This is a genomic window from Roseovarius atlanticus, assembly GCF_019802205.1.
In the GTDB taxonomy this organism is placed as follows: domain Bacteria; phylum Pseudomonadota; class Alphaproteobacteria; order Rhodobacterales; family Rhodobacteraceae; genus Roseovarius; species Roseovarius atlanticus_A.
Map to the genome: position 1 here is coordinate 1,147,492 of NZ_JAHVHQ010000002.1, position 19,911 is coordinate 1,167,402.

The 19,911-nt window shown below is 65.8% G+C and carries 19 protein-coding genes; 8 read left to right on the forward strand and 11 right to left on the reverse strand.

Features of this window, described 5'->3' with window-relative positions; translation table 11 throughout:
* Nucleotides 1-104: 104 nt before the first annotated feature.
* The 3 genes from KUV49_RS05715 to KUV49_RS05725 are packed head-to-tail and all read left to right on the forward strand — an operon-like array spanning nucleotide 105 to nucleotide 3,395.
* Nucleotides 105-1,319 carry an amino acid ABC transporter permease gene (locus KUV49_RS05715; RefSeq protein WP_222452011.1) on the forward strand — a complete coding sequence of 405 codons (1,215 nt, stop codon included), beginning with the start codon at nucleotides 105-107 and terminating at the stop codon, nucleotides 1,317-1,319.
* A 1-nt stretch (nucleotide 1,320) separates the two neighbouring features.
* Complete coding sequence (locus KUV49_RS05720; protein ID WP_222452012.1) at nucleotides 1,321-2,613, forward strand: amino acid ABC transporter permease; 1,293 nt, start codon at nucleotides 1,321-1,323, stop codon at nucleotides 2,611-2,613.
* Nucleotides 2,614-2,627: 14 nt separating this feature from the next.
* Nucleotides 2,628-3,395 carry an amino acid ABC transporter ATP-binding protein gene (locus tag KUV49_RS05725; RefSeq protein WP_103763501.1) on the forward strand — a complete coding sequence of 256 codons (768 nt, stop codon included), beginning with the start codon at nucleotides 2,628-2,630 and terminating at the stop codon, nucleotides 3,393-3,395.
* An 18-nt stretch (nucleotides 3,396-3,413) separates the two neighbouring features.
* On the opposite strand, the gene KUV49_RS05730 is transcribed toward KUV49_RS05725, so the two are convergent.
* The 11 genes from KUV49_RS05730 to KUV49_RS05775 all read right to left on the reverse strand — a co-directional run bounded on the left by KUV49_RS05730 (nucleotide 3,414) and on the right by KUV49_RS05775 (nucleotide 13,912).
* A complete protein-coding gene (locus KUV49_RS05730; RefSeq protein ID WP_315899554.1) occupies nucleotides 3,414-4,541 on the reverse strand; it encodes an acetoin utilization protein AcuC in 1,128 nt (375 codons plus the stop codon).
* On the reverse strand, nucleotides 4,538-5,032 hold the full coding sequence (locus KUV49_RS21405) for a SixA phosphatase family protein (RefSeq protein ID WP_261391395.1): 495 nt from the start codon (nucleotides 5,030-5,032) through the stop codon (nucleotides 4,538-4,540). The genes KUV49_RS05730 and KUV49_RS21405 overlap by 4 nt, the downstream gene beginning before the upstream one ends.
* Nucleotides 5,029-5,664, reverse strand: a complete 636-nt coding sequence (locus KUV49_RS05735; RefSeq protein WP_315901770.1) for a ferredoxin — start codon at nucleotides 5,662-5,664, stop codon at nucleotides 5,029-5,031. Before KUV49_RS05735 ends, KUV49_RS21405 begins: the two co-directional genes overlap by 4 nt.
* Nucleotides 5,664-6,458 (reverse strand): sterol desaturase family protein, encoded by a 795-nt coding sequence (locus tag KUV49_RS05740; RefSeq protein ID WP_222452014.1) that lies wholly within the window; start codon nucleotides 6,456-6,458, stop codon nucleotides 5,664-5,666. Before KUV49_RS05740 ends, KUV49_RS05735 begins: the two co-directional genes overlap by 1 nt.
* A gap of 75 nt (nucleotides 6,459-6,533) precedes the next feature.
* Complete coding sequence (gene argB, locus KUV49_RS05745) at nucleotides 6,534-7,397, reverse strand: acetylglutamate kinase (RefSeq protein ID WP_222452015.1); 864 nt, start codon at nucleotides 7,395-7,397, stop codon at nucleotides 6,534-6,536.
* A gap of 195 nt (nucleotides 7,398-7,592) precedes the next feature.
* Nucleotides 7,593-8,243, reverse strand: coding sequence for a ribosome biogenesis GTP-binding protein YihA/YsxC (gene yihA, locus KUV49_RS05750; RefSeq protein ID WP_222452016.1), 651 nt, complete (start codon nucleotides 8,241-8,243; stop codon nucleotides 7,593-7,595).
* On the reverse strand, nucleotides 8,243-8,989 hold the full coding sequence (locus KUV49_RS05755; RefSeq protein WP_222452017.1) for an MOSC domain-containing protein: 747 nt from the start codon (nucleotides 8,987-8,989) through the stop codon (nucleotides 8,243-8,245). The genes yihA and KUV49_RS05755 overlap by 1 nt, the downstream gene beginning before the upstream one ends.
* The gene (yidC, locus tag KUV49_RS05760) at nucleotides 8,986-10,827 is read right to left on the reverse strand and encodes a membrane protein insertase YidC (protein WP_222452097.1); all 1,842 of its coding nucleotides are present in this window, start codon (nucleotides 10,825-10,827) and stop codon (nucleotides 8,986-8,988) included. Before yidC ends, KUV49_RS05755 begins: the two co-directional genes overlap by 4 nt.
* A 102-nt stretch (nucleotides 10,828-10,929) precedes the next feature.
* Complete coding sequence (locus KUV49_RS05765; RefSeq protein ID WP_315899555.1) at nucleotides 10,930-12,423, reverse strand: bifunctional diguanylate cyclase/phosphodiesterase; 1,494 nt, start codon at nucleotides 12,421-12,423, stop codon at nucleotides 10,930-10,932.
* Between the two features lie 73 nt (nucleotides 12,424-12,496).
* A complete protein-coding gene (gene ttcA, locus KUV49_RS05770) occupies nucleotides 12,497-13,366 on the reverse strand; it encodes a tRNA 2-thiocytidine(32) synthetase TtcA (RefSeq protein WP_222452018.1) in 870 nt (289 codons plus the stop codon).
* Nucleotides 13,367-13,411: 45 nt separating this feature from the next.
* Complete coding sequence (locus KUV49_RS05775; protein WP_261391394.1) at nucleotides 13,412-13,912, reverse strand: TlpA family protein disulfide reductase; 501 nt, start codon at nucleotides 13,910-13,912, stop codon at nucleotides 13,412-13,414.
* A gap of 82 nt (nucleotides 13,913-13,994) precedes the next feature.
* Here KUV49_RS05775 and argH point away from each other — a divergent pair, with 82 nt between their 5' ends.
* Genes argH through KUV49_RS05800 form a run of 5 tightly spaced genes read left to right on the forward strand, consistent with a single transcriptional unit; the run spans nucleotide 13,995 to nucleotide 19,910 of the window.
* Nucleotides 13,995-15,386: an argininosuccinate lyase gene (argH, locus tag KUV49_RS05780; protein WP_222452020.1), complete on the forward strand. Its 1,392-nt coding sequence runs from the start codon at nucleotides 13,995-13,997 to the stop codon at nucleotides 15,384-15,386.
* Nucleotides 15,383-15,616 (forward strand): hypothetical protein, encoded by a 234-nt coding sequence (locus KUV49_RS05785; protein ID WP_222452021.1) that lies wholly within the window; start codon nucleotides 15,383-15,385, stop codon nucleotides 15,614-15,616. The genes argH and KUV49_RS05785 overlap by 4 nt, the downstream gene beginning before the upstream one ends.
* Entirely contained in the window at nucleotides 15,613-15,918 is a 306-nt protein-coding gene (locus KUV49_RS05790) for a DUF2834 domain-containing protein (protein ID WP_222452022.1), read from the forward strand. The genes KUV49_RS05785 and KUV49_RS05790 overlap by 4 nt, the downstream gene beginning before the upstream one ends.
* Nucleotides 15,919-15,961: 43 nt before the next feature.
* Nucleotides 15,962-17,227 (forward strand): diaminopimelate decarboxylase, encoded by a 1,266-nt coding sequence (lysA, locus tag KUV49_RS05795; RefSeq protein WP_222452023.1) that lies wholly within the window; start codon nucleotides 15,962-15,964, stop codon nucleotides 17,225-17,227.
* Between the two features lie 37 nt (nucleotides 17,228-17,264).
* Entirely contained in the window at nucleotides 17,265-19,910 is a 2,646-nt protein-coding gene (locus KUV49_RS05800; protein ID WP_222452024.1) for a TIGR02302 family protein, read from the forward strand.
* Nucleotide 19,911: the final 1 nt, after the last annotated feature.

Here is a 19,911-nt window from a genome sequence, read left to right on the forward strand (position 1 = left end):
AAGGGCGCGGATCACTCCGCGCCCTTCGCACATAATAACCAGGGACAGGCCCAACCGCGCAAAAGCGCACACAATAATCCGGGCCGCCAACGGGGACACTTCAGATGACAATAATGACCGACCCTCAACAGGAGTCGTTTCGACCATCTATGCTGTTGAACGATACGCGCTATCGTTCCTACACCTTCCAGTTCATCGCCCTGATGGTGCTGATCGGGATCATCGCCTACCTGGGCTACAACCTTGTGCTCAACCTGCGGGCTGCGGGTCTGAACATCAGTTACGAATTCCTGGGTGAGCCGGCGGGGTACGACATCAACCAGACGCTGGTGGAGTATACCAGCCGAAGTTCGCACCTGACCGCCGCCATCGTCGGTATCCTGAACACGCTTCTGGTGGCGTTCCTGGCCTGTGCCACGGCGACGATATTCGGCGTGATCGCGGGCGTGCTGCGACTGTCGAACAACTGGCTCGTCCGCAAGCTGATGTCGGGCTATGTCGAGGCGTTCCGCAACGTGCCGGTGCTGATCTGGATCATCATCATCTTCACGATCATGACCGCCGTCCTGCCCGCGCCGAGCGCATTCCGAGGCGATGACCCGGACGCGTCGATGATCCTGGGGTCGGTCGCCTTCACCAACCGCGGCGTCTATGTGCCGATGCCGGTCTGGGGGCCGGGGTCGATGGTGGTCGTGGTGACGTTCATCCTGTCGGTCATCGGGGTCTTCGCCTATCGCCGCTATGCCAAGAAGCTGCTTTACGCGACGGGCAAGCTGTTGCCGATGGGCTGGCCCTCGCTGGCGATCCTGTTCGTGCCGTCGATCCTGGTGTTCTTCATCATGGGGCAGCCGATCACTCTGGACTTCCCGGAACTGGGCGGCTTCAACTTTCGCGGCGGCCTGCAGATCGGGGCGCCGCTGATCGCGCTGTGGTTCGCGCTGTCGATCTATACCGGCGCCTTCATCGCCGAGAACGTGCGCGCCGGTATCCTGGCGGTCAGCAAGGGCCAGACGGAGGCGGCGGCGAGCCTGGGCCTGCGTCCGCGCCGGATCATGAACCTGGTGATCCTGCCGCAGGCGCTGAGGGTGATCATCCCGCCGCTGATTTCGCAGTATCTGAACATCACCAAGAACTCTTCACTGGCGATTGCCGTGGGCTATGCCGACATCACCGCCACGCTGGGGGGGATCACGCTGAACCAGACGGGCCGCGCCATCGAATGCGTGCTCTTGCTGATGCTGTTCTACCTGCTGATCAGCCTCGGGATCTCTGCGGTGATGAACATTTACAACAACGCCGTGCGGCTGAAGGAGCGCTGAGATGTCTGATACACATGCAGAATCCGTCGCTTATGTCCGCGACACCATGCTGCCGGAAACGCCACCTCCGGCGGCGGAAACCGGCATCACCAAGTGGATGAAGAAGAACCTGTTCGCGACGATCCCCAACTCGGTGCTGACCGTGGCGGCGATCGTGGTGATCTACTTCCTGCTGGCCGCGACGCTGCCCTGGATCCTGAACGGGATCTGGAACGCGACGTCGATCCGGGAATGCCGCGAGATCCTGGACGGTGCGACCGGAGGCTGTTTCGCGGTGCTGAGCGACCGCTGGAACCAGCTTTTGTTCGGGTTCAAGTATCCCAGCACGGAATACTGGCGCCCGGCGCTGGCCTTCCTGCTGCTGTTCGTGGCGGCGGCGCCGGTGATGTTCTTCAAGTACCTGCCGCGGCAGATGCTGCTGTTCACCGGCGTTTACCCGTTCCTGGCCTTCTGGCTGATCTGGGGCGGGTCCATCGTGCCGCCGTTGTTGCTGCTGCTTGGGTTCGTCGCGGCCTATGTCGCGTTCAAGGCGCTGGAAAAGCGGGGCTTCGGCGTCGCGGTGCTGGGGGGGCTCGGGGTGCTTGTCGTCGCGATCCTCCTGGCCGGCAGCATCGGCAAGATCGAGGTGCTGCGGCTGGAGCAGGTGCCGTCGCGCGACATGGGGGGCTTCATGCTCAACATGATCCTCGGCACGGTCTGCGTGTCGCTGTCGATCCCGATCGGGATCGCGCTGGCGCTGGGGCGGCAATCGGACATGCCGATCATCAAGTGGATCTGCGTCGTGTTCATCGAGTTCATCCGGGGCGTGCCGCTGATCACGCTTCTGTTCGTGGCGAACGTGGTGCTGGCCTATTTCCTGCCGCCGGGCACGACATTCGACCTGATCATCCGGGTGATCATCATGATCACCGCCTTCGCGTCGGCCTATATCGCCGAGGTGATTCGCGGGGGTCTGGCGGCGCTGCCGCGCGGTCAATACGAGGCGGGCGACAGCCTGGGCCTGGACTATGCCCAGGCGATGCGGCTGATCATCCTGCCGCAGGCGCTGAAGATCTCGATCCCGGGCATCGTCAACGTGGCGGTGGGCCTGTTCAAGGACACCACGCTGGTCTCGGTGATCTCGATGTTCGACCTTGTCGGCATGATCCGGGGTCCGATCCTGGCCTCGACCGACTGGAACGGGGTCTACTGGGAGCTGTTCGGCTTTGCCGCGCTCCTGTTCTTCGTCGTCTGTTATGGCGTGTCTCAATATTCGCAGTGGCTTGAGCGCGAGCTCAACACTGATCACAGGTAAGGGGAGGGTACTCCATGGCGGAAACCGCTCAAATGCAGGTCTCGGACGAAATCGCGATCCGGATCGAGAACATGAACAAGTGGTACGGCACGTTCCACGTGCTGCGCGACATCGACCTGTCGGTGCACCGCGGCGAGCGCATCGTCATTGCCGGCCCGTCGGGGTCGGGCAAGTCGACGCTGATCCGGTGCATCAACGCGCTGGAAGAGCACCAGAAAGGCCGGATCGAGGTGGACGGGACGGTGCTGTCGTCGGACATCAAGAACATCGACAAGATCCGGTCCGAGGTCGGGATGGTGTTCCAGCACTTCAACCTGTTCCCGCACCTGACGATCCTGGAGAACTGCACGCTGGCGCCGATCTGGGTGCGCAAGATCCCCAAGCGGCAGGCCGAGGAAACGGCGATGCATTTCCTTGAAAAGGTGAAGATCCCGGAACAGGCCGACAAGTATCCCGGCCAATTGTCGGGCGGTCAGCAGCAGCGTGTCGCCATCGCGCGGTCGCTGTGCATGAAGCCGCGGATCATGCTGTTCGACGAGCCCACCTCGGCGCTGGACCCGGAGATGATCAAGGAAGTGCTGGATACGATGGTCAGCCTTGCCGAGGAAGGCATGACGATGCTGTGCGTGACCCACGAGATGGGCTTTGCCCGGCAGGTGGCGAACCGCGTGATCTTCATGGACCAGGGCCAGATCGTGGAGCAGAACGAGCCGGAAGAGTTCTTCAACAACCCGAAAAGCGACCGGACCAAGCTGTTCCTCAGCCAGATCCTCGGGCACTGATCGGGGGCCTTCGGGACCCTATACCCAGACACGCCGCCGGGCCTGCAGCACCTGCACCCGGCGGCGTATTTCGTCCTGAACCGGGCCGTGGCGGGGCGTGTCGCGGAGTGTCTCGACAAGGTGATCCGGCCGGGCGCCGCGCTGGCGGGTCCAGCTGAGTGCCGCGAGGACCGACCGCGCGCGTTCCGGCAGGCGGTCGGGGACTTCCAGACCGTTGAGCGTGGCCCAGACACCGGACCAGAGCCGGCCCACCGTCCAGGGATTGTAGCCACCGCCTCCCAGCACGAGCAGGCGCGGGGCCATCTGTTTCAGGGCCGTGACGACTTGCCAGTGGGCATTGTTCGACAGGGCCAGCCGGGCGAGCGGGTCTTCCAGCACGGCGTCGGCGCCGCATTGCAGCACGATGACCTCGGGGCGCCAGTCCTGGACGGCGGGCAGAAGGACAGAATCGCGCAGCAGGGCGAAATCGTCGTCATGGGTGCCGCGCGGCAGGGGCAGGTTGATGGCGTGGCTGCCCGCGCGGTCGTCGAGCGCGCCGGTGAAGGGCCAGCGCGCCTCTTCGTGGGTCGAGATCATCAGGACGCGCGGATCGCCGTGAAAGGCGGCGGCGACGCCATCGCAATGGTGTGCGTCGATATCGACATAGGCGACGCGGGTCAGGCCCTGCGCGAGGAACGCCTTGATGGCCAGAACCGGGTCGTTGAGATAGCAGAAACCGGCGGCATGGTCGGCCATGCCGTGATGCGTCCCGCCGCCCGGATTGTAGACGATGCCGCCCTGCGCCAGCAGGTCTGCCGCCAGAAGCGACCCCCCCGCGGCAGTGGCCGGGCGGCGATAGATCTCGGGGAAGATCGGGTTGGAGAGCGTTCCGATCTGGTGGCGGGTCCGGGTGGCCTCGTCGACCGTGCGGGCCACCTCGGCCTGTTGCAGGGCGGTGATGTAGGCAGGCGTATGAAACCGGGTCAGCGCGGCAGGCTTGGCGCGCGGGCTGACGCGGAACTGCGTGCGGGGCAGCCAGCCCATCGCGCGGCACAGGTCCATCACCGTGGGCACGCGGGGGATGCTGAGCGGATGCCGCGTGCCATAGCTGGAGCCGCGGTAGATCTCGGAGCCGATGAAGACCGGATGCGACGCGGCGTCGGTCACTCGGTCAGGTCGCGCGGCGTCACGAAAGCCTCGAAACGGCCGGTGCCCGGTTGCAGCGCATTCCAGTCGTCGATGTCGAACCGTGCCACGAGGGTCGCGCCGGTGGGGTAATCCTCGAAGCGGGGATGATCGGGTTGTGCCAGCATCAGGTCGCGGGCGAACCAGGCGATGCCGGGGTTGTGGCCCAGCATCAGGACGGTCTGGCCGGTGGCACGGGTCCTGAGCGCCTTGAGCATGTCGCCGGAACCGGCGTGGTAAAGCTGATCCAGCACCTGGCGGTCGCAGTCGATCCCGAGCCTTTGCAGGGTTTCGACCGTGCGGACGGAGGACGACACCAGCGCCTCGTCCACCACGATGGTCTGGCTGCGCAGCCAGTTGCCGAGGGCATCGGCCGAAAGCTTGCCGCGCTTGTTCAGCGGGCGGTCATGGTCGTCGAGGCCGGGGTCGCCCCAGCTGGACTTGGCGTGACGCATCAGGACGAGACGTCTCATTTGAAGGCCCTCATGTGAAAGGCGGACTGGTTGTCCAGCCGCCCGTAGGACTGGCTGACCGGGCAGGCCCGGCGCACCGCGCATCCTTTTGACATACAATCGTTTTCCGGTCTGTCCAGGTCTGCCTTGCAGGCGGCGATGTCATAGGTGCCGCTGGCGAAGGCATCGACGGGGCAGGCGGTGAGGCAGGGTTGTGCGCCGCAACTGTCGCACGGATTGGGCGGCGGCGCGGGCGTATCGAGCCTGTCGGCAAAGCCGAGCGCCCCGCGATACGAGACCATCAGCCCGGCGGTGTCATGCACCAAGAGCCCCACCGGAGAGGAATGGGCCCGCCCGCTGGCCTTGGCCCAGGCGATGAACGGCTGGAACGGCGGGCCGCCGAAGGGGAAGAACGCGGTCGCCTGAAGCGCGTGCGCAAGGCCGCCGATCACGCGCGACGACCAGCGATCCATCGGGTCGGGCGCCGCGTCGGCATATTCCTGCGACGCGGTGAAGGCGGGCCAGAAGCCGGGCTCGCGCGGGCCGAGCAGTACCAGCGTGCCGATGCCCTCGGGCGTCTCTGGCCCGGTGACGGTGCCGAAGACATCCAGGTGATGCGGGGCGGCGGCCCGTGCGATGGCGTCGAGCGTCATCATTTGCGGAAGAATGGCAGGCCCAGCGACCAGCCAAGGCGCGTGGGGCGGTCATCCTGCCACTGAAGACCGATGGTCATGTCGTCGTGCCCCTTGGCCGGCTGGGCGATGTAGGTGCCGAACATACGATCCCAGATCGACAGCGCGAAGCCGTAATTGCTGTCATGTTCGTGGCGCTGGTCGGAATGGTGCACGCGGTGCATGTCGGGCGTCACCAGCACCTTGCGCAGGGCGGCGTCCAGCCCCAGCGGCAGCCTGATATTGGCGTGGTTGAACATGGCGGTGCCGTTCAGGATGATCTCGAACAGGATGATCCCCAGCGCGGGCGGGCCGAGCAGGTAGACAAGCCCGATCTTGAGCAGCATCGACAGCGCGATTTCCACCGGGTGAAACCGGATCGCGGTGGTCACGTCGATGTCACGGTCGGCGTGGTGGACGCGGTGGATGCGCCACAGGAGCGGCACCTTGTGGGTCACCAGGTGCTGCGCCCAGATGGCGAGGTCGAAGATCAGCACGGTCAGGACCACGGCGACCCAGCCGGGCAGGTCGACGGCGTTCATCAGGCCCCAGTCATTGGCCTCGGCATCCACGGCGGCGCCGACGGCCAGCAGGGGCAGCGCGAGCGCGAGGGCCCGCAGGGTCAGCGTGTCGAGGAGGACGATGGCCCAGTTGGTGATCCAGCGCGTGTTGCGGGGTTGCGTGCGCACGCGCCGCGGCGCCCTGGCCTCGATCAGGGCCAGGACCGCGAAAAGCCCGATGAAGACGGACAGGCGGATCAGCAACTCGTGTTCCATGCAATATATTTATTGCATCCGCATGTGTCCGCAAAGAGACGAAGGGTCACAACGCGGTGACGCGGTGCGCGGGCCTTACCCTGCGCGGATCAGCGAGCCGGAACCGTGTTCGGTGTAAAGCTCCAGCAGCACGGCGTTGTCGAGCCGTCCGTCGAGGATGACCACGCCGCGCACCCCGTAGGAGAGCGCATCGAGCGCGGTTTCGGTCTTGGGGATCATACCGCCCGAGATGACGCCCTGGTCGGTCAGGGACTTTATCTGCGAGGCGGTGAGTTCGGTCAGGATGTTGCCGTCGCCATCGCGCACGCCGTCCACATCCGTCAGCAGGAGCAGCCGGTCGGCCCGAAGCGCAGAGGCGATGGCCCCGGCGGCGGTGTCGCCGTTGATGTTGAAGGTCTCCCCCTGATGGCCCGCACCGAGCGGGGCGATCACGGGAATGGCATCGTCGTGAAAGAGCGTGTGCAGGATCGAGGGGTCGACCTTGTCGGGCGTGCCGACGAAACCGAGCTTGGGGTCGGTGGGTACGCAGGTGATGAGGCCCGCATCCTTGCCCGACAGGCCCACCGCCTTGCCGCCCTGGGCGTTGATCGCCTGCACGATGCGCTTGTTGACGCGGCCCGACAGGACCATCTCGACCACTTCCATCGTGGCCTCGTCCGTCACCCGCTTGCCGTTCACGAAATCGGACTTGATGTTCAGCTTTTCCAGCATCTGGTTGATCATCGGGCCGCCGCCATGGACGATCACCGGGTTCACGCCGACCTGCCGCATCAGCACCACGTCGCGGGCGAAGGTGGCCATCGCGGCGTCGCTGCCCATGGCGTGGCCGCCCAGCTTGATCACGACGATGGCGTCGTCGTAGCGCTGAAGATAGGGCAGGGCCTCGCTGAGGGTGCGGGCGGTGGTGAGGTTGTCGCGGGTCATGTCTCGGGTCTTCATGGGCGGGATCCTTGTTCGGAGGCGTTATCACCGGACGGGCGCTGACGCGCAAGACTTTAGGTGGCCCCCACCCTGGCCCTCCCCTCGGGGGAGGGAAGCGGGAGTGCGGGCCTACCCCGCTGAAGGAGCGGGGCGTCTGTGGTCGCGTTCGTGCATGAGTATTTCCGGCAAGAAAAAGCCGGGGGCGATCCCGGATTATTCCAGCGTGGCGATGATGGCGCGCAGGGTGGCGATGCCGTCGCCCTTTTCCGAGGAGGTCAGGACGATCTCGGGGAAGGCGGCGGCGTGGGTGGCAAGGCGGGTGCGGACCTGCGCCAGCATCCTGTCGCGCTCGGCGGGTTTGACCTTGTCGGCCTTGGTCAGCACGCATTGGAAGGTCACGGCGGAGCTGTCGAGCAGGGCCATGATTTCTTCGTCCACGGGCTTGATCCCGTGGCGGGCGTCGATCAGCACGAAGGCGCGGCGCAGGGTGGCGCGGCCCGAGAGGTACTGTTTCAGCAGCGCCTGCCATTTCTCGACCTTGGCCAGGGGGGCGTTGGCGTAGCCGTAGCCGGGCAGGTCCACGAGATAGCTCTGCCCGCCGAGGTCGAAATAGTTGATTTCCTGCGTGCGGCCCGGCGTGTTGGAGGCGCGGGCGAGTGCCTTGCGGCCCGTCAGCGCATTGATCAGGCTGGATTTTCCGACGTTGGACCGCCCGGCAAAGCAGACCTCGGGGCGGTCGGCGGGGGGCAGGCCGGACATGGCCACGACGCCCTTGACGAAGGTGACCTCGCCGGCAAAGAGCTTGCGGCCCTGCTCGACGGAGGCGTCGCTGGGGGGCTCGGCCAGGGGGAACGGGAGCGCCATCAGACGGGCTCCACCGTGTCGCCGACACGGATGTCGCCCGAGCGTGTGACGGTGGCGTAGACGCCGAAATCCTGGTGGCCGAACCGGGTGTTCAGCGTGCCGAGCGTGTCGGCGTCACGTTCGCCGGTCTGCGGGTTGGCGGTGGTGGCAAGGCAGCGTTTGATCGGTTCCCGTACGCTCAGTTCGGCGTCACCGATGCGCAGGGTGTGGCCGACCCAGTCGAACTCGGCCCAGGCGTCCAGCCCCGAGAGGTGGATGTTGCCGCGCCAGCGCAGGGGCGAGATGTCCTGGTGCATCGCGTCGGTCATGGCATCGTTGGAGCCGAGGTTGATCAGGCTGATCGAGGGATAGTCGGTGTCGGTCATGCCGCGCCCCGGCACGCGCACGAGCCGCGCCGACTGGGCGCGGTCGGCGGGCATGAGCGGGCGCACCCAGTCGAGAAAGGCGTCCTGGTCCTGTTCGGGATCGAAGGTCAGGTCGGGCCGGTCCGGATGGGCAAGCGTGACGCTGCCGGACTGGTCGTCCACGCGCGCCGAGATGGCCATGAGTGTGCCGGTCTTCGCCCCGCGCGAGAAGTTCGCGCAAGGCGCCCATTCGGTGCCGTCGGCCCTGGACATTTCGTGGGCGACCGCCCAGCGGCGATCCCATGGCATGGTCCGGCCTTCGGTCAGGGTGACGGTGTCCAGCGCTTCGCGGCCGTGCCCCTTGATCGGGTGACGCCAGAGCGCTGCAACCGTCGCGATCATTTCTTTCCGTCCTCGGACTTCTTCTCGGGCGGGGCTTTTCTCTTGAAGCTGGACTTGATGTTGCCGAAGACGTCCGGCTTGTAGCCCTGGCTGCGCATGATCAGGTATTGCTGGCTGAAGGTGATCGTGTTGTTCGCGATCCAGTAGAGTACGAGACCGCTGGCAAAGCTGCCCAGCATGAACATGAAGACCCAGGGCATCCAGGCGAAGATCATCTGTTGCGTCGGATCGGTGGGCGCCGGGTTCAGTTTCTGTTGCAGCCACATCGACACGCCGAGGCAGAGCGGCAGGATGCCGATGAAGATCAGCGCCAGGATCGAGCCCGGTTCGGGCGCGGCCCAGGGCAGCAGCCCCCAGAGATTGTAGAGCGACGAGGGGTCGGGCGCGGAAAGGTCGCGAATCCACCCGATCCAGGGCGCGTGGCGCAGCTCGAGCGTGACGAAGATCACCTTGTAGAGCGAGAAGAAGATCGGGATCTGCATCAGGATGGGCAAACAGCCCGAGGCCGGGTTGACCTTTTCCTTGCGATAAAGCTCCATCATCTCCTTCTGGAGCTTCTGGCGGTCGTCGCCGGCGTTTTCCTTGATCTTCTCCATCTGCGGCTGCAGTTCCTTCATCTTCGCCATGGAGACGTAGGACTTGTAGGCCAGGGGCAGCAGGATCGCCTTGATGATCAGGGTCAGCGCGATGATCGCCCAGCCCATGTTGCCGATCAGTTGGTTGAGGTTGTGCAGCAGCCAGAAGATCGGCTTCGTCAGGAAGAAGAACCAGCCCCAGTCGATCGAGTCGAGGAACTTGGTCACGCCCTCGTCATTCTGGTAGTGGCGAATGGTTTCCCATTCCTTGGCACCGGCGAAAAGGCGCGTCTGGATGGTCACTTCCTGGCCCGGCGCGACGGTTTCGGTGCGCTGCTTGATATTGGTCTGGTAGATGTTGCGATTGGTGTCCTGGAAGGTCGAGAAGGTCGAGCCTTCGGCCTGGCCGGGGATCAGCGCGGTCATCCAGTAGTGGTCGGTGAAACCGGACCAGCCGGCCTCTTGCAGGGCGATGTTCTCATGCGCGCCGGCGGGTTCGAAATCGTCATAGTCGATCTCGCGCAGCTCGCCGTCGGTCAGGCTGATGCCGCCTTCGTGCAGGATGAAGAAATTCTTGAGGTCCGGCGGCAGGCCATGGCGGGCGAGGATGCCGTAGGGGGCGACCGAGGCGGCGCTGTCGCCGGTGTTTTGCACGGATTGCGCGACGTTGAACATCGAGCGGTCATCGACGGACATTTCGCGGCGGAACGTCAGGCCGGCGCCGTTGTCCCAGGTCAGGACCAGCGGGTTTTCGGGTGTCAGCGGACCATCGGATTCGACGTCCCAGATGGTGTTGGCGCCGGGAACCTGATCCGGGGTCAGGCCACTGCCGGGCGCCCAGCCGAAGAGCGCGTAGTAGGCCCGGTTGGTGCCGGCGGGCGACAAAAGCGTGACGATGGGCGCGTCGGGTTCGAGCGTCTCGCGATATTTCTTGAGTTGCAGGTCGTCGATGCGACCGCCGCGCAGCGAGATCGTGCCTTGCAGGGTGGGCGTGTCGATTTCGACGCGCGGCGTGTCGTCGGGCTCTGCTTCGGCCTGTTGCGTCTCGGGGGTCGCGGCGGTGTCGCCGGCCGTGCTGGGGACGGTGGCCGTATCGCCCGCAGGCTCTGCCGGGGCGGTGCCGGTTTCGGTCGTGGAGGTGCTGGTGGTGGTCGCCTCGGGGGCCTCTTCCGGTTCCGGCGGTGGGAACACAAGGAACCAGACAAGGATTACCAACAGGCTGAGGCCCGTCGCCAGCAGAAGATTGCGGTTCTGTTCGTCCATCGTCGATGGCCACCCGTGCATGTTGTCTCGCTTGGGGCGTTCAACAGAGTGCGGGGGCAAAGGTCAAGGGGTCTGGAAAGATTCCTGACGCGGCGGAGCGTCCTACCCGGCGTTGCGCCCGATGCACAGAGGCGTCTGGACCCGGGCCATGTGATCGGTGATCCAGCCGGCGGTCCGGGCGACGGGCATGGGCCGGGCGATGCCGAATCCCTGGACGTGCCCGACACCCAGTTGCGCCAGCATCGCGTGCTCGCCGGCCGTTTCCACGCCTTCGGCGATGGTTTCGAGGTCGAGCTGTTCGGCCATCAACTGGATCGCGTTGACCAGGCGTTGCTGTTGCAGGTCGCAATCCAGTCTCTTGACGAAGGAGCGGTCGATCTTGAGCCGATGGACCGCGAACCGGCGGATCGAGGAAATCGAGGCATGGCCGGTGCCGAAATCATCGAGGTCGATCCGGCACCCGAGCTTGGCCATCTGACTGATATTGCGCACGATCATGTCGTCGGGGGAGTAGGCGACGACCGTTTCGAGGATTTCGACGGTCAGCCGAGCCGGGGCGATATCGTGGCGGTCCAGTTCCCAGGTCAGCCGGTCGACGAGTTTGGGATCGCGCAGCTCGTCCGCGCAGAAATTGACGCCGACCTGCGGGATGTCAAAGCCCGCGGCGTCCCAGGATTTGAGCGCATCGAGCGCGTCGCGCAGGATGCGCATCCCGAGAATGTCGGCCTTGCCCATCTTCTGCAGCACAGGCAGAAACTCTGCCGGGGGGATCAGGCCGCGCACGGGGTGGTTCCAGCGGGCCAGCGCCTCGAACCCGGAAATGCCGCCCGTATCGGTGGAAATCTGCGGCTGGAACCAGGCGTTGATCTGTCCGTCGGCCAAGGCGGTCAGCACCTCTGTCGCGTGGGTTTCCGGCACGGCGGCAATGTGGCGCAGTTCGGGGCTGTAGGCGCGGATGGCGGATGGCGCGTGGCGTCGCGCCTCGATCAACGCGAGGCCGGCGGCATCGGACAGCTCGCGCCCGGAGGCATCGGGCAGGAAACTGTCCAGGCAGAAGCCGACGGAGGCGGAGAGGTAGATCGTCGCGGCATCCACAGAGATCGGTTCCTCCGCCGCGGCCTGCAGGCGCGTGGCCAGTTTCAGGCCGATCTCGGAATCGAGCTGCCGGATGGGGGCCAGCACGATGCCGAACTGCCCGCTGGAGAGGGCGATGAGCGTGTCGTGGTCCCGCAGAACGCTGGCAAGGCGATCCGCGATGCAGCTCTGTACCCGATCCGCCGCCGCCTGGCCGTGGCGGTCGAGCAGGGTTCCGAAATCGTCGACCTCGACGATGACGCAGCCCGTTCTGCGCAGGCAATTGCGCGCGATATCAAGGGTTTCCTGCAGCACTTGTTCAAATTGATCGGGACGGGTCGGTGGCGTTTTGCAAGGTGTCGAATGGCGCAGCCACGCCAGGCCCAGCGGCACGATCAAGGCGGTCGCCAGCAGCAGGGGTTCGCCGCCCAGCCAGAAACCGCCAAGCACCAGCGCCGGCAGGAAGGCCAGCGCCTGCGGCCCCGTCAGAACCGCGGCCAGGGAATAGCGAAGGGAGGTCACGTACTGGCGCAAGGACAGGATCCCGTGTGCGAAACAATCGCCTGGACGCTATCCCCAGTTGTTCAATAGCCCCTTAACGCAACTTCGGCATCTGTTCGTCTTCTCTGTCGAATTTTATCGATTCGCGCGTAAGCCCTTCGAAATCGAAGAGTTTCGGGTCGAGCAGATGCGACGGGCGCGCGTTCATCAGGGCGCGGAACATCACCTGGCGGCGGCCGGGGCTGTTGGCTTCCCAGCCGTCCAGGATCTGCTTGACCTGCTGGCGTTGCAGCCCGTCCTGCGAGCCGCAGAGGTCGCAGGGAATGATCGGGTAGTTCATCGCGCGGGCGAAGCGGTCGCAGTCTTCTTCGGCGACATGGGCCAGCGGGCGGTAGACGAACAAATCGCCTTCCTCGTTCACCAGCTTGGGCGGCATGGTGGCGAGGCGCCCGCCGTGAAAGAGATTCATGAAGAAGGTTTCGAGAATGTCGTCGCGGTGATGGCCCAGCACCACGGCCGAACAGCCTTCCTCGCGGGCGATGCGATAGAGATTGCCGCGGCGCAGACGGGAACAGAGCGCGCAGTAGGTGCGTCCCTGGGGGACCTTGTCGACGACGATCGAGTAGGTATCCTGATATTCGATCCGGTGGGGCACGCCCATGTCTTCGAGGAACTTGGGCAGGACGGTCGCCGGAAAGCCGGGCTGACCCTGGTCGAGGTTGCAGGCCAGGATGTCGACCGGCAGAAGGCCGCGCCACTTCAGCTCGTGCAGGACGGCCAGCAGGGTGTAGCTGTCCTTGCCGCCGGACAGGCAGACCAGCCAGCGGGAATCCTTTTCAACCATGCCATATTGTTCGATCGCCTCGCGCGCCTGGCGCACGATGCGCTTGCGCAGCTTGCGGAACCCCGTGGTTTTCGGAGCACCGGCAAAGAGCGGATGGATATCGTCGGCATCGTCGAGCATGATGCGGCGTTTAGAGCGATTCACGCCACCGGGCAAGCGCCGCCATCAGGCGCCGACGTCGATCAGCGTTTGCAGGATGGCCTTGGCGCTGTCGGAACTCCAGTCGGCATCGCCCTGAAGGCGGGCGATTTCGCGGCCTTCGCGGTCGAGGATGACGGTGACGGGCAGGCCCAGCACCCCCATCTGGCGCGACAGCCCCATCTTGGGGTCGGCGTGCAGCGGCAGGTTGTCCACCTCGATCTCGTCGAAGAATTTCTTCATCGCCGCCGGCGCGTTGCGGCCCGAGGCGATGGTGACGACCTCGAAATCGTCGCCGCCCAGCTGGGCCTGAAGGTCCGAAAGCATCGGCATCTCGTGGCGGCACGGGGCGCACCAGGTGGCCCAGAAGTTGACCAGGGTGATCTTGCCTTGGAAGTCCGCCAGGGTCAGGTCGCCGCCGCCTTCGGCTTTGAAAGCCTCGCCGGGCACCGGCTTGGCCTCGGAATGCACCACCAGTTTTTTCATGTCGCCGTCGCGCAGGTCGGTGATGTCGGCGGATTGCGCCATTGCGGCGTTTGCACCGAGTGCGAGGGCCATATAAAGGACGATGGACTTCAGAGATTTCACAGCGCCTCCGACGAGTTCAGACATGACAGAAAAGACCTCCAACAAGATGTGGGGCGGCCGGTTTGCCGCCGGGCCCGATGCGATCATGGAGGCAATTAATGCCTCGATAGATTTCGACAAGCGCCTCGCCGCGCAGGATATCGCCGGCTCGCGCGCCCATGCGGCCATGCTGGCCGCGACGGGTATCGTCAGTGATAGCGATGCCGACGCGATGCGGGAAGGCCTGCTCACGGTGTTGTCAGAGATCGAAAGCGGGGCGTTTCCGTTCTCGAAGGCGCTGGAGGACATTCACATGAATGTCGAAGCGCGGCTGAAGGAGGTGATCGGCGAGCCGGCGGGGCGGCTGCACACCGGGCGCAGCCGGAACGACCAGGTGGCGACGGATTTCAAGCTGTGGGTGCGCGATCAGCTGGATGCCTGCGACGCGGCGTTGGTGGCGCTGATGAACGCGTGCCTGACGCAGGCCGAGGCCGGGGCCGACTGGGTGATGCCGGGCTTCACCCATTTGCAGGTGGCGCAGCCGGTCACCTGGGGGCATCACATGATGGCCTATGTCGAGATGTTCGGGCGGGACCTGTCGCGCGTCCGCGATGCGCGGGCCCGCATGAACGAATGCCCGCTGGGCGCGGCAGCCCTGGCGGGCACGTCCTTTCCCATCGACCGGGAGATGACGGCGCAGGAGCTGGGATTCGACCGGCCCGCGGCCAACAGCCTCGATGCGGTGAGCGACCGGGATTTCGCGCTGGAATTCCTCTCGGTGGCCAGCATTTGCGCGATGCACCTCAGCCGGATGGCCGAAGAGCTGGTGATCTGGTCCTCGGCGCAGTTCCGGTTCGTGAGCCTGAGCGACCGCTTCTCGACCGGGTCGAGCATCATGCCGCAGAAGAAGAACCCCGATGCGGCCGAACTGATCCGCGCCAAGATCGGGCGGATCTTCGGCGCGAACGTGGCGCTGATGACGGTGATGAAGGGCCTGCCGCTGGCCTATTCGAAGGACATGCAGGAAGACAAGGAACAGGTGTTCGACGCCGCCGACAACCTGATGCTGGCCCTGGCCGCGATGGACGGGATGGTGCGCGACATGACCGCCAACCGGGAGTCGCTGGAAGCGGCGGCGGGGGCCGGGTTCTCGACCGCGACGGACCTCGCGGACTGGCTGGTGCGGGTCCTGGGCCTGCCGTTCCGCGATGCGCATCACGTCACCGGCGCGCTGGTGGCCAAGGCGGAGGCCAAGGGGTGCGACCTGCCGGAGCTGGGCCTGGAGGAGATGCAATCTGTGCATGGCGAAATCGACGAAACGGTCTATGATGTGCTGGGCGTGCACAACTCGGTCGCCTCGCGCATGAGCTATGGCGGGACCGCGCCGGAGCAGGTGCGCCTTCAGGTCGGTCGCTGGAAGGAGATCCTGGGATGAAGCGTGTGATTGCATGTCTGGGCATCATGGTGCTTGCCGGCTGCGGCGTGGATGGCGAGCCGATACCACCGGGCAGTGAAGCCGACGATACCGTGGCGCGGAATGATCCCACCCAGGTGCGGCCAAACCTGAACGGGTCACTGACCGTGGGCACCAACGGATCGCGGGCCAGTGTGGGTACGTCGGTCGTCAGCGGTAACGTGTCGGTTCACGTGGGCACGGTGTTTTGAAGTACGTCTTCCTGGCCCTGGCCGTCTGGGGGGCAATCCACCCGATGGCGTGGTTCGTGGCCTGGTTCAACGCGAACGGCTATGACCTGATGGCGATGGTCGAGGCGTGGCACGCCAATGCCGCGACCAGTGGGCTGGTCTGGGATCTGACGATTGCCGCCGTGGCGCTGACGCTCTGGGTGATCTGGGAAGCGTCGCAGGCGCAGGACTGGCTGCGCCTGGTCGCGATTCCGGCGACCTTTTGCATCGGGGTCAGTTGCGGATTGCCGCTTTATCTGTTTCTGAGGATGCGGCGCGGGTAAGACCCGTGGACTCTTGAGTATTTTCAGCAAGAAAAAGCGCGCGATGGATCATTTTCTTTACCGGGACGGCGAGCTTCATGCCGAGGATGTGCCCGTGGCCGAGATCGCCGCGGAGGTGGGCACGCCGTTCTATTGCTACTCGACCGCCACGCTGACGCGGCATTTCCGGCTGTTCGACGAGGCGTTGGACGGGATACCGCACCTGGTGTGCTACGCGATGAAGGCGGCCAGCAACCAGGCGATCCTGAAGACGCTGGCGCAGCTTGGCGCTGGGATGGACGTGGTCTCGGGCGGGGAATACCGGCGGGCGCGGGCGGCCGGGGTGCCGGGCGAGAGGATCGTGTTCTCGGGCGTCGGCAAGACCCGCGAGGAAATGCGCATCGCGCTGGAAGGCGGCGTGCGGCAGTTCAACGTGGAAAGCGAGCCGGAAATGGCGGCGCTGTCGGAGGTGGCGGTGTCGCTGGGCGTCGAGGTGCCGATCACGGTGCGGGTGAACCCGGACGTGGACGCCAAGACCCACGCCAAGATCGCCACCGGCAAGAGCGAGAACAAGTTCGGCATCCCGATTGCGCGGGCGCGCGAGGTCTATGCCGAGGCGGCACGGCTTCCGGGCCTCAAGGTGATCGGGATCGACGTGCATATCGGCAGCCAGCTGACCGATCTGGAGCCGTTCCGGCTGGCCTATCGCAAGGTGGCGGAGCTGACCGAAGCGCTGCGCGCCGACGGTCACGAGATCACCCGGCTGGACCTTGGCGGCGGCCTGGGCATTCCCTATGAGCGGTCCAACACGGCGCCCCCGCTGCCCACGGATTACGGGGCGCTGATCAAAGAAACCGTCGGGCATCTGGGCTGCGAGATCGAGATCGAGCCCGGACGGCTGATCGCGGGCAATGCGGGCCTTCTTGTCAGCAAGGTGATCTATGTGAAATCGGGCGAGGGGCGCGATTTCCTGATCCTCGATGGCGCGATGAACGATCTGATCCGCCCGGCGATGTATGATGCCTATCACGATATCGTTCCGGTGAAGGAGCCCGCGCCCGGCGCGGAGCCTGCCAAGTACGACATCGTCGGCCCGGTCTGCGAGTCGGGAGACACGTTTGCCAGGGAACGGGCGATGCCGCCGGTGGGCGAGGGCGACCTTGTGGCGTTTCGCAGTGCCGGTGCCTATGGCGCCGTCATGAGCAGCGAATACAACACGCGGCCGCTGGTACCGGAAGTTCTGGTGCATGAGCATCAATTTGCCGTCATCAGGCCAAGGCCGACCTTTGACGAGATGATAAATCGCGATACCATCCCTCAATGGTTGTGATGCGGTCGTCGCGTCGGCAACCCACGCGCAGGGATGCATGTCACAGGCAAGAAACACCACTTTCGACACGGTGATCAAGCGGTTGAAACGCCCGCTGATGCTGACGTGGGCGGGGTTGATCGCCGAGCGCCTGGTGCGGGCGTTCTGGCCGCTGTGGTGCGTGATCATCGCGGTCTGCGCGGCGCTGATGCTGGGCCTGCACGATATCGCGCCGGTGGAGCTTGTGTGGATCGTGGCGGTCCTGTCGGGCGTCGCGGCGCTGGGTTTTGCCGCGATCGGCGCGCGGCGCTTCGCCTGGCCATCGCGGGACGAGGCGATTCGCCGGATGGACGGCGTGCTGCCGGGGCATCCCCTGGCGGCCCTGGCCGACCGGCAGGCCATCGGCGGCGGCGACACGGGGTCGGAGGCGCTGTGGCGGGCGCACATCCAACGCATGGAGACCCGCGCGGCGCAGGCCAGGGCGGTCGAGCCGGACTTGCGCCTGGCGCGGCGCGATCCGTTCGGACTGCGCTATGTGGCGCTTTTGGGCCTGGTCGTGGCGCTGCTGTTCGGGTCGATCTGGCGGGCGGGCACGGTGACGCAGATGACGCCCGGGGGCGGCGCGGCGCTGGCCAGCGGACCGACCTGGGAAGGCTGGATCGAGCCGCCGGCCTATACCGGCTTGCCGAGCCTTTACCTGAACGACCAGGACGGCGCGTTCAGCGCCCCGGAAGGCAGTCTTGTGACCTTGCGGTTCTACGGCGAGGTCGGCGCGCTCAGCATGACCGAGACGGTGTCGGGCCGGACAGAAGACATTCCACCGGCGACGGATATCGAACAGAGTTTCGAGATCGTGAAGGACGGGACCCTGCGGATCGACGGGCCCGGGGGCGAGGAATGGAAGATCACGGCGCTGCCCGATGCACCGCCGGAAGCGTCGGTGTCCGAAGGGCTGGACGTCACCTTTGACGGGCAGATGAGCCAGCCGTTCGCGGCCAGCGACGACTATGGCGTCGTGGGCGGCACGGCGACGTTCGAGCTGGCGCTGGACGAGGTGGACCGGCGTCATGGCCTGAGCGCCGAGCCGGATGCGCGCGACCCGATCGTGCTGGACCTGCCGCTGCCGATCACCGGGGACCGCGCGGACTTTACCGAGACGCTGATCGAGGACCTGTCGGAGCATCCCTGGGCGCATCTGCCGGTGCGCCTGACGCTGAACGTGCGCGACGAGCGCGACCAGGCGGGGCAAAGCGAGCCGGTCGTTATGGATCTGCCCGCGCGTCGGTTTTTCGACCCGATGGCGGCGTCGGTGATCGAACAGCGGCGCGACCTTCTGTGGGCCAAGTCCAATGCGCGGCGCGTGAGCCAGATGCTGCGCGCGGTGTCGCACAACCCTGAACCGGGCCTGTTCAAATCGGAAACCGCCTATCTGAAGCTGCGCGTCATCCTGAGGCGGCTGGAGACCTTCGTCGACCATGCCAGCCTGACCGACGAGAACCGCGACGAGCTGGCGCAGGCGCTGTGGGATCTGGCCGTGCTGCTGGAAGACGGCGATATCGGCGACGCGCTGGAGCGGATGCGTGCGGCGCAGGAGCGTCTGAGCGAGGCGATGCGCAACGGCGCGAGCGAGGACGAGATCGCGCGGCTGATGCAGGAACTGCGCGACGCGACGCAGGATTACCTGCGCCAGAAATCGCAGCAGGCGCAGCGCGAGGGCGACCAGACCGACGAGCCCGACCAGGGCCAGTCGGGCGACATGCAGATGCTGACCGATCAGGACCTTCAGGACATGATGGACCGCATCCAGGAGCTGATGGAGCAGGGCCGCTTTGCCGAGGCGCAGCAGGCGCTGGAGGAGTTCCAGCAGATGATGGAGAACCTGCGGATGGCCGAAGGCCAGCAAGGGCAGGGCGGCGACAACCCCGGTCAGCAGGCCATGGAAGGCCTGGCCGAGACGCTGCGCGATCAGCAGGGCCTGTCGGACGAGGCGTTCCGGGATCTGCAGGAACAGTTCAATCCCGGCGCACAGGCCGGCGAGTCACAGGGCAACGAGGGCCGCAATGGCGGCCAGGGCCAAGGCCAGCAGCATTCGCAGCAAGGCCAGGGGCAACAACCGGGTCAGCAGCAAGGGCAGGGGCAGGGCCGGCAGGAGGGCCAGCAACCCGGGCAGGGCCAGGGCGACCAGTCCGCCAAGGGCCAGCAGGGCGGCCAGGCCGGGGCCCTGTCGGACCGGCAGCAGGCGCTGCGCCGCGAACTCGAACGCCAGCGGCAGGGCCTGCCCAATGTCGGCGGTCAGGCCGGCGAGGATGCCCGCGACGCGCTGGACCGGGCCGGTCGCGCCATGGAGGGTGCGGAAGAAGCCTTGCGGGGCGACGATCTGGCCGAGGCGATCGACCGGCAGGCCGAGGCCATGGATGCCTTGCGGGACGGGATGCGCAGCCTGGGCGAGGCGCTGGCCGAGAACAGCCAGTCGCAGCCCGGCCAGGGACAGGCGCAAAGCCAGACACCCGGCCAGTTCGGCGAGCAGGACCCGCTGGGCCGGTCGCAGCGCGGCCTGGCGGGCGACCAGGGCGAGTTCACCGCGCGCGAGGATGTCTATCGCAGGGCCGGGGAGCTTCTGGACGAGATCCGCCGCCGCTCTGGCGAGACGGCGCGACCCGAGGTCGAGCTCGACTATCTGCGTCGGTTGCTGGACAGGTTCTGAA

Coding starts and splice junctions, on each gene's coding strand:
- yidC (WP_222452097.1), bottom strand. CDS start 10,827: ATGGACGAACAGAACCGCAATCTTCTGCTGGCGACGGGCCTCAGCCTG.
- KUV49_RS05720 (WP_222452012.1), top strand. CDS start 1,321: ATGTCTGATACACATGCAGAATCCGTCGCTTATGTCCGCGACACCATG.
- KUV49_RS05725 (WP_103763501.1), top strand. CDS start 2,628: ATGGCGGAAACCGCTCAAATGCAGGTCTCGGACGAAATCGCGATCCGG.
- argB (WP_222452015.1), bottom strand. CDS start 7,397: ATGAAGACCCGAGACATGACCCGCGACAACCTCACCACCGCCCGCACC.
- KUV49_RS05715 (WP_222452011.1), top strand. CDS start 105: ATGACAATAATGACCGACCCTCAACAGGAGTCGTTTCGACCATCTATG.
- KUV49_RS21405 (WP_261391395.1), bottom strand. CDS start 5,032: ATGAGACGTCTCGTCCTGATGCGTCACGCCAAGTCCAGCTGGGGCGAC.
- KUV49_RS05785 (WP_222452021.1), top strand. CDS start 15,383: ATGAAGCGTGTGATTGCATGTCTGGGCATCATGGTGCTTGCCGGCTGC.
- yihA (WP_222452016.1), bottom strand. CDS start 8,243: ATGGCGCTCCCGTTCCCCCTGGCCGAGCCCCCCAGCGACGCCTCCGTC.
- KUV49_RS05755 (WP_222452017.1), bottom strand. CDS start 8,989: ATGATCGCGACGGTTGCAGCGCTCTGGCGTCACCCGATCAAGGGGCAC.
- argH (WP_222452020.1), top strand. CDS start 13,995: ATGACAGAAAAGACCTCCAACAAGATGTGGGGCGGCCGGTTTGCCGCC.
- ttcA (WP_222452018.1), bottom strand. CDS start 13,366: ATGCTCGACGATGCCGACGATATCCATCCGCTCTTTGCCGGTGCTCCG.
- KUV49_RS05800 (WP_222452024.1), top strand. CDS start 17,265: ATGTCACAGGCAAGAAACACCACTTTCGACACGGTGATCAAGCGGTTG.
- lysA (WP_222452023.1), top strand. CDS start 15,962: ATGGATCATTTTCTTTACCGGGACGGCGAGCTTCATGCCGAGGATGTG.
- KUV49_RS05740 (WP_222452014.1), bottom strand. CDS start 6,458: ATGGAACACGAGTTGCTGATCCGCCTGTCCGTCTTCATCGGGCTTTTC.
- KUV49_RS05735 (WP_315901770.1), bottom strand. CDS start 5,664: ATGACGCTCGACGCCATCGCACGGGCCGCCGCCCCGCATCACCTGGAT.
- KUV49_RS05775 (WP_261391394.1), bottom strand. CDS start 13,912: ATGGCGCAATCCGCCGACATCACCGACCTGCGCGACGGCGACATGAAA.